The organism is Mesorhizobium sp. M0018 (assembly GCF_040323955.1).
GTDB lineage: Bacteria > Pseudomonadota > Alphaproteobacteria > Rhizobiales > Rhizobiaceae > Mesorhizobium.
The window spans coordinates 48,711-63,005 of the sequence record NZ_JAMYVL010000012.1; the positions used below are offsets into that span (position 1 = coordinate 48,711).

A 14,295-nucleotide genomic window follows, 5' to 3' on the forward strand; every position below is an offset into this window, starting at 1 on the left:
TGCCCTTTTCAAGCGACTACGTGGTTCAGTTGTCGAACGGCTCGTTCTGCCAAGTGATCGAAGCAAAATGCAGCGTTTTGCCGTCCTTCAGGTTGGCCATCGATTTGGCCATGAAGTCGGTCATCACCGGCCATTTGTAAAAAACACGCAGCATGTTTCTCGACTCCGCCAGGCCAGGTGCGACGGTGAAGGTCTGTGTGCTCGTGCCTTTGGTCAGCACGACGTCGCCATCCTGGATCTTGAAACCGGCCAGCGCCGCATCGGCGAAGGTCGGATATTCGCGCAAGTCCACCAGCAATCCGGGACAGGTCTTGGCGACCATGATCTCCAATTTGGTGCAGATCATATCCCGCAGCTTGGTGCCGGACACATCGGTCGGTCTTAATTGGCCGGTACGCAGCTGGCGCGCGATGTCGTCGGTTGCGTTTGCCATCACTTCCTGTGCGGCAAAAGAAATGCAGCTCTCCAGGATGGCGAAGACAAGAAGCGCGAAAGGAATTGCAAGCATGGCGAATTCGATCGCCGTGCTTCCGCGGCGGTCGCCCAAAAACCGTCTTGGAGAGCCTGCTCGTCCTGCCTTGCTCATGTCCGCTGCCCGCCGATGCCGCTTCTGTATCGGTCCACCCTTAGTCGGAACCGATTGAAGTCCGGTTGGAATGACCGTTAAATTCAACGGGAAGGCCTTAACCCGGCGATAACCGAAGCACGTTCCCGCCAAAGACGGAGACGTCGGCTAGCTAATGCACGGCGCTCATTTCGGCTTCAGAGGCCTTCTCGGCATCGCTCTTATACGAGCTTTCGCAATATGGCGCGCAGGACATGGTCTGTACTTCGGAACGCCGATAGATGCGCACCGACGACGCTGCCTGGCGGACGACGGTTATTTGCTCATCGACGATCGGATTGCCCTCCTGGTCGAGGACGACGAGATTGGTGACGCCAAATCCCTTGCCGGTCAGTACGATCGTCGATGCGTCCTGCACGGAGGCGTCGGCGATCGCCGGATTGCCGACGACAATCGTATCGGCGGCGCGCGACAATTTGATGATCTTTGCCTGGTTCATCGTCACCTCGATGCCGGCGCCGGCCTTGGCTGGAAAGGCGAAAGCCGCTGCGGCAAAAAGCACGGCAACTGGAAATGATGATCTCGGCCCGGCCATTGAGGCGCCCCCTGGCAAACTGTTCAACGGAACATGAACGAGATTGGTGAACCAACCGTTAAGCGGCTGGAATTCAGGATCAAGCCGGAACCGGCATTGGGCCTAGCGGCACGGCTGAAACGTCTTTGCCGAATTGCGCCTGTTGCGCCTTTTGTCGGCCGGGGCCCTGGCGGCGGGTATTTTAGTTCTGGGTTAACCACGCAATGTCGTCGAAGCGGGAAAGGAATCGGTAAGCCTGTTTATTAAGCCGATTGAAACAGCTTCTCCTTAGATTCGCAGTATCCGATCAGCCACCAAGAGAAGTTGACGGAAGTGCTGTAACAATTGGAGTAGGAGCTCGAATGTCTAACCTCATCGCACGTTTTGTGAAGGACGAATCCGGCGCGACCGCTATCGAATACGGTCTGATCGCCGCTCTTATCGCACTCGCCATCATGGTCGGCGCCGGCCAGCTCGGCAACTCGCTGAACGCCAAGTTCACCGCCATCTCCACCAAGGTGAACGGTAGCTGACCGTAACGGGTTCGGTTGTTCTGAAATAAGGGCCGCCGCACTGGCGGCCCTTATTTAGTCCTGGTATGAATTGAAATTTAGGCCTCATCAGTCGTTAGTCGAATAGGATTGGGTTGGGGGCCAGATGCAATTGGGTCATAGGCGCGCCGATGCTTGAAGCCGTGATCTTCGTCGTATTTCCGTTCTGCATGCTTTTTGCCGCGATCTCCGACATGCTTTCGATGACGATCGCCAATCGCGTGCCGGTGTTGCTTGTGGTCGTCTTCGCCTTGGTTGCGCCTTTGACCGGTATGGACTGGGCCACCTATGGCTGGCATTTCGCCGCCGCCGGCCTGGTTCTCGCGGTGACGTTCGGCCTGTTCGCGCTGGGCGGCATGGGCGGCGGCGACGCCAAGCTTCTGGCTGCCACTGCCATGTGGATGGGACTGAACATCCATCTCATCGAATACCTCGTCGCCTCGACATTCATCGGCGGCCTGCTGACGCTAGCCATCCTCGCCTATCGAAAATCGCCGCTTGCCGCCGTCACAAGCCATAATCCGTTCCTGCGCCATTTCGCCGATGAGGCGACCGGCGTTCCGTACGGCATCGCGCTTGGCATTGGCGGTCTGCTCACCTATTCCGACTCGCCATTGATGGCCTGGGGACTTACCAGGCTGGCGGGCTGAATTTCACTTTACGCGGTTGGCGCCGAGCAGGCGAGTTGGCCACGTTTTCCTTCGGGCCGGGCTTGTCGGTCCAATTTATATAAACGTTAAATTAATCACGATCGTAAGTATAACATTAACCTTGTTTTGACGATTGCCGCTGCAAAGTCCCGCTTGGCTACGTGGTTTGCCAAGGCGAGGTTCGGACAGATGCCAGCATCCCGATTGATTATTCTGAGCGTGGCGATAGCCGCGGCCGGTGGTGCAGGCTATGTAGCGAAGAACATGGTCGTGGCTCCGCCGCCTCCGGTTGTCGATTCCGGTCCTCAGGCGCCGGCGATCGCGCTGCAGGATGTGCTTGTTCTTTCCGGCGACGTTCCGATGGGCAGTCCGCTTGAAAACAACATTTCCTGGGAGTCATGGCCGTCCGCAGGCATCAACGCAAATTTCATCACCCGCGCCGCCGAGCCTGAAGCGCTGGACAAGCTGAAGGGCGCCGTCGCTCGCGTGGCGCTCTACGCCGGCGAGCCGCTGCGGCGCTCGAAGCTGATCGGTGAAGGGCAAAGCTTCATGTCGTCGATCCTGCCCTCCGGCATGCGGGCCGTTGCCACAAGCATCTCGGCCGACACCTCGGCCGGTGGCTTTATTCTTCCCAACGATTTCGTCGACGTCATCATGACCCGCCGAGCCGATCCCGCCAATGGCGGTGGTCCGGGCTTCACTACCGAAACTATCCTGAAGAACATTCGCGTCCTGGCGATCGACCAGACCATTCAGGAGGACGAGGAAGGTAAGAAGACCAGGGTTGGCCAGACCGCCACCCTGGAACTGACGCCGCAGCAGTCCGAGATCATCACCGTCGCACAGCAGATGGCGGATCGCCTGACATTGGCGCTGCGCTCGATCAAGGACAGCCAGGACAAGAATGTGGGCGAAGCCGATTACCTGGTTTCCGGCAATGGCCGGCGCGGAACAGTGCGGTTGATCAAGTCGGGCGAAGTTTCCGAAGTGGGGGCAAGGAAATGAGGCTAAAAACCAAACTGCCGCTCATCCTGGCTGCGGCGATCGGCCTGTTTCTCCTTGGAACGAATGCATATGGCATTGTCGATGCCAGTGCGGCAGGCAATGCCAGGGTGACGGCTTCGACCGCCACCCAGCGGGTTAAGCTCGGACTGAACAAGTCGGTGGTCATCGACCTCCCGAGCGATGCCTACGACATTCTCGTCGCCAACCCCGCTGTAGCCGACGCGGTGACCCGCACCGCCAGGCGCATCTATCTGTTTGGAAAGGCGGTCGGCGAGACAAATATCTTCGTCTTTGGCCCGAATGGCGAGCAGATCGTCAGCCTTGACCTAGCGGTCGAACGTGACGTCGCCGGGCTGGAGGATTATATCAAGCGCTTCATCCCGTCATCGGAGGTCAAGGTCGAGTTGCTGAACGACAACGTCGTTCTGACCGGAACCGTGGACACTCCTCTGGACGCCAAGCGCGCGGCCGATCTGGCAACTATTTTCGTGTCCGGCGGCGAGGCAACCACGGGTCAATATTCGCAGACCGCTGCCGGCGGTTCGGCTGAAGCCGGCGTCGCGATCGATAACCCGGATGCCGAGCGCCGCGTCAGCAAGATCGTCAACCTGCTGCAGATCATCGGCGACGACCAGGTGACGCTGAAGGTGACGGTCGCGGAAGTCAGCCGCTCGGTGATGAAGCAGCTCGGCGTCAACATGGTGGGCAACGGCAGCAGCAACGGCATCAGCTGGGGCGCGGTAAGCGACAATTTCACTGGTTTGGGCAAGTCGCTGTCGAACTCGGGCCTCTCTATCGGGAGCTCGACGCTGCAGGCCTACATCAATGCCATGGAACAGTCCGGTGTCATGAAAACCCTCGCCGAACCAACATTGACGGCCGTATCCGGCGAGAAGGCGACCTTCAAGGTTGGCGGCGAATACAACATGGTGACCAGCGTTTCCCAAGCCGTATCAAACGATAACCAGACCGGTCTGAAGACGTATTCGGTCGAGAAGATCGAATACGGCATTGGCCTGGAATTCCAGCCTGTGGTGCTGTCTCCCGGCCGTATCAGCCTGAAAGTCAGAACCTCGGTTTCCGAGCCGACAACGGAGGGATCTGTGTCTTTGTCCGAAGGCGTAACGAGCCCGGGCATGAATGCCCTGTCGCTCCGCAAGCGCTTGGCCGACACAACAGTGGAACTGCCTTCGGGCGGCTCGATGATGATTGCCGGCCTTGTCCGCGATGATCTCAGGCAAGCTGTCAACGGCTTGCCCGGTCTGACAAAGATTCCAGTGCTTGGCGCGCTGTTCCGCAGCAGGGATTTCGTTCGCAACGAGACCGAGCTCGTCATCATCATTACGCCCTATCTGGTGAAGCCGGTGGCGCGCAACGATCTTGCCAAGCCGGATGACAATTTCAACGCCGCCAGCGATGGCGCCGGCATTTTCCTTGGCCGCGTCAACCGTGTCTACGGCACCATGCAGACCGACAAGCCCAACGGCCGTTACCACGGCGTTGTCGGCTTTATCTACAAGTAAGCGGGGAAGCGGTCATGTCTAAGGCAACATCGAAGGCACGGGCGATCACCGCGACGCGGTCAGTCCATTCGCGAATCTGGCGGCCGGCCGTTCCCATTATGGCGATCGCGATGGCGGCATTGCTGGCCGGCTGCGCCAATCGCGACAGCGTCACGGTGGGTGCCATACCGGACGATTATCGCACCACCCATCCGATCGTCATAGCCGAGAAGGTACAGAAGATCGACCTTCCGGTCGGCGCCGGCGACCGTGGCATGACCAGATCCCAACGTGACACGCTCCTGGGCTTCCTGGACGGATACGACAGGAGCGCGGCTCCGGTGCTGACGATCGAGATTCCGAGCGGCTCAGCCAACGAAATCGCAGCGGCCGCGGCCGGCCGCGATTTCGCCAGGCTGGCCATAGCCAGCGGCATCAGCCGGAAGCGGATCGACATGCGGTCCTATCAGTCTGTTTCGGCCGAAGCGTCTGCACCGGTTCGTGTTGCCTACGTCTCGGTGAAGGCTCAGACGGATAAATGCGGGCGCTGGCCCGAAGACCTGCTGCAGACTTCGGAAAACAAGCACTATGCCGATTTCGGCTGTTCGTATCAGAACAACCTGGCTGCCCAGATGGCCAATCCGTCCGATCTGATCGGGCCACGCAAGCCGACGCCGATCGACGCGGAAAATCGCGGCGCGGTGATCGACGTCTATCGTGACAGAGGTATTTCGGACGAATTCCTCGGCAATTCGGAAGTCGAATATTAACGAGTGTTGAGGCTCAACAAACCCTAAGCCGCGCAAGTCACGGAAAGTGATGACAATGAGCAATCTTGCCTATGACACAGAGGTACCGGGCGGCGAAACCTCGGAGCAGGATATTGCCGCGATGCAGGCGTTGCGGCCGATCCCGCGCATTTCGATCCAGGCATTTTGCGAGACCGAAGGCGTAGCCAATCCGGTCGAGCGCGCCGGCGAGGATCGCCGCATGGCCAAGGCCCATTTGAAGGTGCATATGGGGGGCATCCCCACCGCTATCGAATTCTATCAGTCGGCGCCGACGCCGAACCTGATCCTGCTTGAATCGCGCAGCGAGCCGAAGCTGTTGCTGGAACAACTCGCCCAGCTCTCCGAGCATTGCGACCCGACCTCCAAGGTGGTGGTTGTCGGCCACTACAACGATGTCGGCCTGTATCGCGAACTCATCCGTTCGGGCATTTCCGAGTATGTCATCGCGCCCGTATCGATGGCCGACATAGTCAGCGTGGTGTCTTCGATCTTCGTTGATCCGGAAGCTGAGCCGATCGGCCGCTCGATTGCCTTCATCGGCGCCAAAGGCGGCGTCGGCTCCTCGACCATAGCCCATAATGTGGCCTGGGCCATGTCGTCCCTTTTCAAATCCGAAGTGGTTGTCGCCGATCTCGACCTCGCCTTCGGAACGGCCAATATCAATTTCGACCAGGATCCGGCGCAAGGCATTGCCGAGGCAGTCTTCTCGCCGGAACGCGTCGATGAGGTCTATCTCGACCGGCTGCTCGCCCAATGCGCCGAGCACCTGTCGCTGCTTGCGGCCCCTTCGACCCTGGAGCGGGTGTACGATTTCGATCCCGACGCCTTCACCCAGCTTATCGACATAGCCCAGCGTAGCGCGCCGCTCCTCGTGCTCGATGTTCCCCACGTGTGGGCCGGCTGGACCAAGAACACGCTGGTCAAGGCCGACGAGATCGTCATCACGGCGACGCCCGAACTTGCCAATCTGCGCAACACGAAGAACCTGGTCGACATGCTGAAGCGGCTTCGTCCGAACGACCCAGCGCCAAAGCTTGTGATCAACCAGGCCGGTGTGCCGAAACGTCCTGAGATTACGCCGTCCGACTTCTCCGAATCGCTCGGCCTTTCGCCGATGTCGGTCATCCCGTTCGAGCCGCTTTTGTTCGGAAATGCTGCCAACAACGGACGTATGCTCGGTGAGATGGATGCCAAGAGTCCGGTTGTCGCCACGATCAACGAGATCGCCCATGTGCTGACAGGGCGCAGCGAAATCAAGGTGAAGAAGAAGGCTGGCCTCGGCAGTCTGATCGGCAAGCTTTCGCGCAACAAGAAGTGATGCCTCAGCGGTGGAATTGGTAAGCGATCATGTTTGGTAAAAGAGGCAGCGACGACGGCAACCGGACCATTCCGGAATTCCGTCAGCCAGCACCCGCGCCTGCCGCGCCGGCGGCCGCGAACCCTGTGGAAGTGGCTGTAGCTGCCAGGCCGGCGGCGCTGCCGCCATCCGGCGCGCCTGCCGCGCCGGCGGTTCGCCGTGCGGTCGAGCCGCCGCCATTGGCGCCGGAGCCGAAAAGTATCCAGCGCCAAAAGAGCGAAACCTACTACGACACCAAAAGCCAGGTCTTCGCCGCACTCATCGATACGATAGATCTGTCGCAGCTCGCCAAACTCGATCCCGAAAGCGCGCGCGAGGAAATCCGCGACATTGTCAACGACATCATCGCGATCAAGAATTTCGCGATGTCCATCGCCGAGCAGGAAGAGCTTCTCGAGGATATCTGCAACGACGTTTTGGGCTACGGGCCGCTGGAGCCACTGCTTGCCCGCGACGATATTGCCGACATCATGGTTAATGGCTCCAAGAACGTCTACATCGAAGTCAACGGCAAGGTCGAGCAGACCGGCATCCGTTTCCGCGACAACCAGCAGCTCCTCAACATCTGCCAGCGTATCGTCAGCCAGGTTGGCCGCCGCGTCGATGAATCAAGCCCGATCTGCGATGCGCGTCTTCCTGATGGCTCCCGTGTCAACGTCATCGCACCGCCCCTGGCTATCGACGGCACCGCACTTACCATCCGCAAGTTCAAGAAGGACAAGCTGACGCTCGACCAGCTGGTCAAGTTCGGCTCGATTTCTCCGCAAGGGGCCGAGATTCTCAAGATCATCGGGCGTGTCCGCTGCAACATTGTCATCTCGGGCGGTACCGGCTCAGGCAAGACGACGCTGCTCAATTGCCTGACCAACTATATCGACCGCGAAGAACGCGTCATCACCTGCGAGGACTCAGCTGAGTTGCAATTGCAGCAGCCGCATGTGGTGCGTCTCGAAACCCGTCCGCCCAACCTCGAAGGCGAGGGCGAAGTGACCATGCGCGATCTGGTCAAGAACTGTCTGCGCATGCGCCCCGAACGTATTATCGTCGGCGAAGTGCGCGGACCCGAAGTGTTCGATCTGCTGCAGGCGATGAACACCGGCCATGACGGCTCGATGGGAACGATCCACTCGAACAGCCCGCGCGAATGCCTCAACCGCATAGAGTCGATGATCGCCATGGGCGGCTACACGCTGCCGCAAAAAACCGTGCGCGAGATCGTCGTCGGCTCCGTCGACGTGATCATACAGGCTGCACGCCTGCGCGACGGATCGCGGCGTATCACCCACATCACCGAGGTAATCGGCATGGAAGGCGACGTCATCATCACCCAGGACATCGTTCTCTATAACATCAAGGGCGAGGACGCGAGCGGCAGGCTGCTGGGCGAGCACGTGTCGACTGGCATCGGCCGTCCGCATTTCTGGGAGCGCGCCCGCTACTACGGTGAGGAGCAGCGCCTCGCGGTCGCGCTCGAGGCGATGGAGAAACGCGCTGATTGATCCGTCTGGAAGCGTGGGGGCCAGGGTCGATGTTCGGAATTGACGGCACCGTATTGGCATTCGTCGTGCTCGCCGGCTTCAGCGCCGGCGCTGTGGCCTATGCTTTCCTGTTCAACCGGATCAGCACCGAGAAGCAGGTTGGCAAGCGGCTTGAATCGATCAAGACCGCCGAGACGGATCGTTCCGTCGTCAAGGCGTCGCGCGATCGCGTGGCGGAAGCGGCCAAGCGTCGCAAGTCCGTCCAGGATTCGCTGAAGGATCTCGATCAAAAGCAAAAGTCCAATCAGAGCCTGGTCAAGAAACCACCGCTGAAGATCCAAATCCGCCAGGCCGGCATGAAGATCTCGCTTGAGCGCTTCTATGTCTACTCGGCGGTCTGCGGCGTCGTCTTGACGGCTCTTGTCTATTTCATCGGCGCACCGTTGCTGGTCTTGCCGGCTGCGCTGCTGGTCGGCGTCTTGGGTCTGCCCCGCTGGTTCGTCTCGTTTCGCCGCGCGCACCGCGTCAAGGCGTTCCTCAACGAATTTCCGAACGCGCTCGATATCATCGTGCGTGCGGTAAAATCCGGCCTGCCGCTGAACGACGCCGTGCGCCTGATCGCCAACGAATCCCCCGAGCCGGTCAAGACCGAGTTCCGCCGCATAGTCGATTCGCAGCAAATGGGTTTGTCGATCCCCGACGCGGCCATGCGCATGCCAGAAACGATGCCGTGCACCGAGGCGAGCTTCTTCGGCATCGTCATCCAGATCCAGTCTCAGGCCGGCGGCAATCTTTCCGAAGCGCTGGGCAATCTTTCGCGCGTGCTTCGCGACCGCAAGAAAATGAAAGCCAAGGTCCAGGCATTGTCCATGGAAGCCAAGGCGTCCGCCGTGATCATCGGCGCGTTGCCTTTCGTCGTCGCCTTTCTCGTCTATTTGACGAGCCCGAACTACATCATGCCCCTCTTCATCACCAGCACAGGCCATCTGATCCTCGGTTGTTCCGGCATCTGGATGTCGATGGGCGTCCTGGTAATGCGCAAGATGATGAATTTCGAAGTCTAGGACTCGCGTATGACCGATCACGTCATCAGAACTCTCACCGACCCGTCCCTGCTGATCGCACTGCTGGTCGGCATCGCGGTGTTTGCGACCGTCTTCACGCTGCTGCCCGCTTTTGGCGGGAACCAGCTCAAGGCGCGCATGAAATCCGTAGCGCTGGAGCGCGATGAGCTGCGCGCCAAGCAGCGCGCGCGGCTGGCAGTCGAAGCCGACCGCCGCCGCAAGGGCCTGCGCGAAGAACAGTCGGTCGGCATGCGCAATATTGTCGATCGCCTGGATCTCAGGCGTGCGCTGGCGGATGAAGGTACCTTGCAGAAATTGAAAGTGGCGGGTTTTCGCGGGCAAAATCCGCTGACGCGCTTCCTTTTCTTCCGTCTCGTCCTGCCCTTCATCGGCTTTGCATTGGCGGCAATGTATCTGTTCGTGCTCGGCGGATTGCCCGAGCAGCCGCTTTTCGTGAAGCTGTTCGTGTGCATCGTGGTAGCCTATGCGGGATTCTACGCGCCGGTGCTCTACGTCAACAACCGCGCTACCAAGCGCAAGCAATCGATTCAGATGGCGTGGCCGGACGCGCTCGACCTGTTGCTGATATGCGTCGAGTCCGGCATGTCGGTGGAAGCGGCGCTTCGCAAGGTCGCCGATGAGATCGGCGCGCAATCGGTGGCATTGGCGGAAGAATTCATCCTGACAAACGCCGAGCTTTCCTATCTGCAGGAGCGCAAGCAGGCCTACGAGAACCTTGCAAGCCGAACTGGCCTGGAATCCGTCAGGTCGGTGTCCCAGGCGTTGGTTCAGGCCGAGCGCTACGGCACGCCCGTGGCGCATGCATTGCGGGTGCTTGCCAGTGAGAGCCGCGACATGCGCATGAATGCCGCCGAGAAGAAGGCGGCCGCGCTGCCGCCGAAGCTCACCGTGCCGATGATCCTGTTCTTCCTGCCGGTGCTGTTCGCCATCATTTTGGGTCCCGCCGGCATCCAGGTGAGCCAGCGCGGCATCTTTGGCGACCAGCCGAAATCAAGCAGCGAGTAGCGCCAGCGGCGTTGCCAGAAACGCTGATACGATCCAGAGCCACGCTGCCGGTGCAGCGCGGCTCTTTGCGTTAGATATGTTGCGGAATTCGCGCGCCGGTTCGGCGCTCGAAGCGGTCAGTTGGTGGCGGGCTTTGCCTTGTCCTGGTCCTTGAGCTGGCTCCAGGCATTCTGCTGCGCCAGCATCTGGCGAAGGTAAGCGACGTTAGCCTGCGCCTGATCCGGCGACAGCTCTTGCGAGGCGATCTTCTCTGCCTCGTCGAAACGGCCTTGCAGACCGACGACCAGCGCAAGGTTCTGGCGGACGCGGCTGTCTGCATTCGGCTGCTGGGCGGCTGAGCGCATATAGGTTTCGGCTGTGCGCAAATCACCTTCCAGCACGTACGAAATGCCGAGATTGGAAAGGATCGACGGTTCGTTCGGCCTGAGGTCAAGCGCCTTGCGATAGCCTTGGCGAGCCTCGTCCTTCTGGCCGAGCTGGTCGAGAATAGCAGCTTCCGCCGATACCAGTTTCCAGTCAGGATATTCGGGCGTCTGGGCGCGGCGCACGGCATCGAGTGCCGGCTCGAACTGTCCGTTGGCGGCAAGCGCCTTGCCATAGGCGGCGAGCACGTCGCGATCCTTCGGCAAGGCGATCGCCAGCTTGCGCATCACCGCAAGCGATTGGTCTGCGTCGCCGTCCATCTGCAGCGCCGCGGCATAATTTGTCGCGATCCGCTTGTCGCTGGGGTTTTTCGAATAGGACTGGCCGAGCGCCATCGTAGCGTTGTGCAGTTCGCCCGCCGACATTGTTTCCAGCGGCTTGCCGCTTGGACGAGAAATCGAGCCAGTCGTCAATTTGCTGGTTCCGCAGCCGGCGACGCCTGCAGCAAGCACCATCATCAACGCCGTGGTGATCAGCCTATTTGCGCTGGCGTTCATCCTGCGGTTGGTCGGCATCGGCACCAGGGCTCCGTTCATGCGCGTGACCATTTGCGAGGTCATCTTTCCTCCCGCAGAAATATTCTGTTAACCCTAACGGAGAGTTAAGAAACGCCGACTCGGAAGCCGGAGGCCAGCGAATGCCTGTCGAACTCGTCGAGAAAGAATTGAGCAATGCGCTGCCGGTCCATCTGGTGGCGAAGGATGCTCTGGCGGCGGCGGGCCTTGCGCCATCCTCGGTCGCCTGGGCCAAGGCCAACGGCTTTTCCGGCGAGGCCGGCAGGACGCTGATCATGCCTGGCGACAACGGCGCGATTGCCGGAGCCCTGTTCGGCACCGGCGATGGCGAGGGCGCACTGGCCATCGGCGCACTAGCGAGAGCCTTGCCCGCAGGCGAGTGGCATTTTGCGTCCGCACCGGCCAAGCCGGAGCTTACGGCACTCGCCGTGGCGCTCGGCGGCTATGTCTTCACCCGCTACGGCAAGAAGCCAGGCAAGACGCTTCGCCTCGCGCTGCCGGCAGGCACCGACGCCGCCCGCATCCGCCGCCTCGCCGATGGCATTTTCCTCGCGCGCGATCTGGTTAACACGCCGACCAGCGATATGGGCCCCGGGCAGTTGGAGAAGGCCGCCCGGACCTTGGCCGCGACGCACAAGGCCGAAATATCGGTGACCAAAGGCGACGATCTTCTTACCGCCAACTTTCCGATGATCCACGCCGTCGGTCGGGCTTCTGCCGACGCGCCACGCCTGATCGACATGATTTGGGGGCCGAGCAATGCCCCCAAGATAACGCTGGTCGGCAAGGGCGTCTGCTTCGATACAGGCGGTCTCGACATCAAGCCGTCCTCGGGCATGCTTTTGATGAAGAAGGACATGGGTGGCGCTGCCAACGTGCTGGGTCTCGCTTCCATGATCATGGCCACCGGGTTGAAGGTTCGGCTGCGCGTGCTCATCCCGGCTGTCGAGAATTCGATAGCCGGCAACGCCTTCCGGCCAGGCGACGTGCTGGTGAGCCGCAAGGGCATTACCGTCGAAATCGGCAACACCGACGCCGAAGGACGGTTGGTGCTCGCCGATGCCCTGGCCTTGGCCGATGACGAAGAGCCGCAGATGCTGGTCGATATGGCAACGCTGACAGGCGCTGCCCGTGTTGCGCTCGGTCCCGACTTGCCGCCGTTCTATACCGGTGACGAGACGCTTGCATCCGAGCTGGCGGACGCCTCCGTTGCGGTCGAGGATCCGCTATGGCGGATGCCGTTGTGGAAGCCCTATGACGCCAAGCTGGCGTCGAAGGTGGCCGACGTCAACAACGTCACGCCGGACGGTTTCGCCGGCTCGATCACGGCGGCGCTTTTCCTGAAGCGCTTCGTGGAAAAGACCGCCGGCTGGGCGCATGTCGACATCTTCGCCTGGAACCCGTTCGACCGCCCGCACGGCCTTGCCGGTGGCGAAGCGCAAGGCATCCGGGCGCTGGAGCAGGTCATTTCGAACCGCTACGGCTGATTCTAGGACATAGCCGACGAAGGTTTTGACTGAAACGGAACCGAAACAATTTTCCGTCATGCTGGACGGATGTCGATTATCATGCGTCCAAGCCAAGCGTTGCGACTATGGCAACAGGTGGTGCTGTCGGAGGTGCGCGACGACGCGCCCGATCTCACCATGCGCCAGACGGCGATCCTGTTCACCATCTATCTCGATCCGCCGCCGCACACGGTGCGGGGGTTAGCCGCCCGCCTCAACGTCACCAAGCCGGTGATCACCCGTGCGCTCGATACGATGGGGGCGCTGAAACTGGTGTCGCGCCACCGCGACGAGCTCGACAAGCGCAACGTGCTGGTCAGGCGCACAGTCGAAGGCGCGCTCTTTGTCGAGCGCTTTGGCGATGTTATCATTGCCAGAGCCCAAGAGTTGCCAATTTGAACGAGTTGCCGATTTGACCGCCAGGGATGCGCGCCTCCATGCCTTCCGCTCCGATCTCGCCGACGCCAGGCTGCGAGGCGAGGTCGCCGCCGACCGTTTCGTCGCCGGCCGGCCGGCTCGCATATCAGCCTCCGTCGCCGACATCCGCAAGGCGCCGAGCCCGGACGCCGGCGTCGATACCCAGCTTCTGTTCGGCGAAGACGTCCTCGTCTTCGAGGACGTTGAGGGCTGGGCCTGGATACAGGCCGAGCGCGACGGCTATGTCGGCTATGTCGCCGACACCGTGCTGGGCGGTCGGGAGCATGCGCCCACCCATGTTGTCTCGGTGCCGCGCACTTTCCTCTATCCGGGACCGGATTTGCGGTTCCCGGTGAGCGGGGAGCTCTCGATGGGGTCATTGGTGGCGGTGACGGGCTCAGCGGAAACGCGCGGCACGCATTATGCTCTGCTGCCGTCCGGCCAGGCGGTCATCTCGGGTCATCTCAGGCCGGTCGCCGAGGTTCATCCCGACTACGTCGCGGTCGCCGAGGCGTTTCTCGGCACGCCCTATCTGTGGGGCGGCGTCTCCGGCTTCGGCATCGATTGTTCCGGTCTCGTGCAACTTGCAATGCACATGGCTGGCAGGCAAGTGCTGCGCGACACCGACATGCAGGCGGCGACCGTCGGCGAGCCGCTCGAACCCGGGCCGGATTTTGCCGGGTTGCGGCGCGGCGACCTGGTCTTCTGGAAAGGCCACGTCGCGATCATGACAGATCCGGAGACCATGATCCACGCCAACGGCCACACCATGCTGGTGTCGCGTGAAGGACTGAGGGAGGCGGTCGCCCGTATCGGCTATCTCTATGGCGGACCGACCGGGTTTCGCCGGCCGTAGCGCGAATCGATCA

General features: G+C 60.9%; 15 protein-coding genes. 12 read left to right on the forward strand and 3 right to left on the reverse strand.

The genetic code is table 11. The annotated features are described in order from the left end of the window. Positions 1-25: 25 nt before the first annotated feature. Positions 26-586: a TadE/TadG family type IV pilus assembly protein gene (locus tag NKJ81_RS18290; RefSeq protein WP_352541276.1), complete on the reverse strand. Its 561-nt coding sequence runs from the start codon at positions 584-586 to the stop codon at positions 26-28. A 151-nt stretch (positions 587-737) separates the two neighbouring features. Continuing rightward, positions 738-1,160, reverse strand: coding sequence for a pilus assembly protein N-terminal domain-containing protein (locus NKJ81_RS18295; RefSeq protein ID WP_352541277.1), 423 nt, complete (start codon positions 1,158-1,160; stop codon positions 738-740). 341 nt (positions 1,161-1,501) lie between these two features. On the opposite strand from NKJ81_RS18295, the gene NKJ81_RS18300 reads away from it, so the two are divergent. The 9 genes from NKJ81_RS18300 (at position 1,502) to NKJ81_RS18340 (ending at position 10,563) form a co-directional block, all read left to right on the forward strand. After that, positions 1,502-1,672, forward strand: coding sequence for a Flp family type IVb pilin (locus tag NKJ81_RS18300; RefSeq protein WP_023676929.1), 171 nt, complete (start codon positions 1,502-1,504; stop codon positions 1,670-1,672). 149 nt (positions 1,673-1,821) lie between these two features. Continuing rightward, complete coding sequence (locus NKJ81_RS18305; RefSeq protein ID WP_352541278.1) at positions 1,822-2,340, forward strand: A24 family peptidase; 519 nt, start codon at positions 1,822-1,824, stop codon at positions 2,338-2,340. Positions 2,341-2,529: 189 nt separating this feature from the next. Continuing rightward, a complete protein-coding gene (gene cpaB / locus NKJ81_RS18310; protein WP_023676931.1) occupies positions 2,530-3,345 on the forward strand; it encodes a Flp pilus assembly protein CpaB in 816 nt (271 codons plus the stop codon). Next, a complete protein-coding gene (locus NKJ81_RS18315; RefSeq protein WP_352448619.1) occupies positions 3,342-4,868 on the forward strand; it encodes a type II and III secretion system protein family protein in 1,527 nt (508 codons plus the stop codon). Before cpaB ends, NKJ81_RS18315 begins: the two co-directional genes overlap by 4 nt. A 14-nt stretch (positions 4,869-4,882) precedes the next feature. Further along, positions 4,883-5,617: a CpaD family pilus assembly protein gene (locus NKJ81_RS18320; RefSeq protein WP_352541279.1), complete on the forward strand. Its 735-nt coding sequence runs from the start codon at positions 4,883-4,885 to the stop codon at positions 5,615-5,617. Positions 5,618-5,672: 55 nt separating this feature from the next. After that, entirely contained in the window at positions 5,673-6,956 is a 1,284-nt protein-coding gene (locus NKJ81_RS18325) for a CpaE/TadZ family protein (protein ID WP_352541280.1), read from the forward strand. Positions 6,957-6,985: 29 nt separating this feature from the next. Beyond that, complete coding sequence (locus NKJ81_RS18330; protein ID WP_352541281.1) at positions 6,986-8,494, forward strand: TadA family conjugal transfer-associated ATPase; 1,509 nt, start codon at positions 6,986-6,988, stop codon at positions 8,492-8,494. A 29-nt stretch (positions 8,495-8,523) separates the two neighbouring features. Beyond that, positions 8,524-9,537, forward strand: coding sequence for a type II secretion system F family protein (locus NKJ81_RS18335; protein ID WP_023676935.1), 1,014 nt, complete (start codon positions 8,524-8,526; stop codon positions 9,535-9,537). Positions 9,538-9,546: 9 nt separating this feature from the next. Beyond that, the gene (locus NKJ81_RS18340; RefSeq protein ID WP_023676936.1) at positions 9,547-10,563 is read left to right on the forward strand and encodes a type II secretion system F family protein; all 1,017 of its coding nucleotides are present in this window, start codon (positions 9,547-9,549) and stop codon (positions 10,561-10,563) included. Positions 10,564-10,679: 116 nt separating this feature from the next. Here NKJ81_RS18340 and NKJ81_RS18345 read toward each other — a convergent pair whose 3' ends face one another. Continuing rightward, a complete protein-coding gene (locus tag NKJ81_RS18345) occupies positions 10,680-11,501 on the reverse strand; it encodes a tetratricopeptide repeat protein (protein ID WP_352541349.1) in 822 nt (273 codons plus the stop codon). Positions 11,502-11,623: 122 nt separating this feature from the next. On the opposite strand from NKJ81_RS18345, the gene NKJ81_RS18350 reads away from it, so the two are divergent. From NKJ81_RS18350 to NKJ81_RS18360, 3 genes are all read left to right on the forward strand, one after another. Further along, positions 11,624-12,988, forward strand: coding sequence for a leucyl aminopeptidase family protein (locus tag NKJ81_RS18350; RefSeq protein WP_352541282.1), 1,365 nt, complete (start codon positions 11,624-11,626; stop codon positions 12,986-12,988). A gap of 69 nt (positions 12,989-13,057) precedes the next feature. Continuing rightward, positions 13,058-13,408 (forward strand): MarR family winged helix-turn-helix transcriptional regulator, encoded by a 351-nt coding sequence (locus NKJ81_RS18355; protein ID WP_023676939.1) that lies wholly within the window; start codon positions 13,058-13,060, stop codon positions 13,406-13,408. Further along, positions 13,371-14,282 carry a C40 family peptidase gene (locus tag NKJ81_RS18360; RefSeq protein WP_502904298.1) on the forward strand — a complete coding sequence of 304 codons (912 nt, stop codon included), beginning with the start codon at positions 13,371-13,373 and terminating at the stop codon, positions 14,280-14,282. The genes NKJ81_RS18355 and NKJ81_RS18360 overlap by 38 nt, the downstream gene beginning before the upstream one ends. Positions 14,283-14,295: the final 13 nt, after the last annotated feature.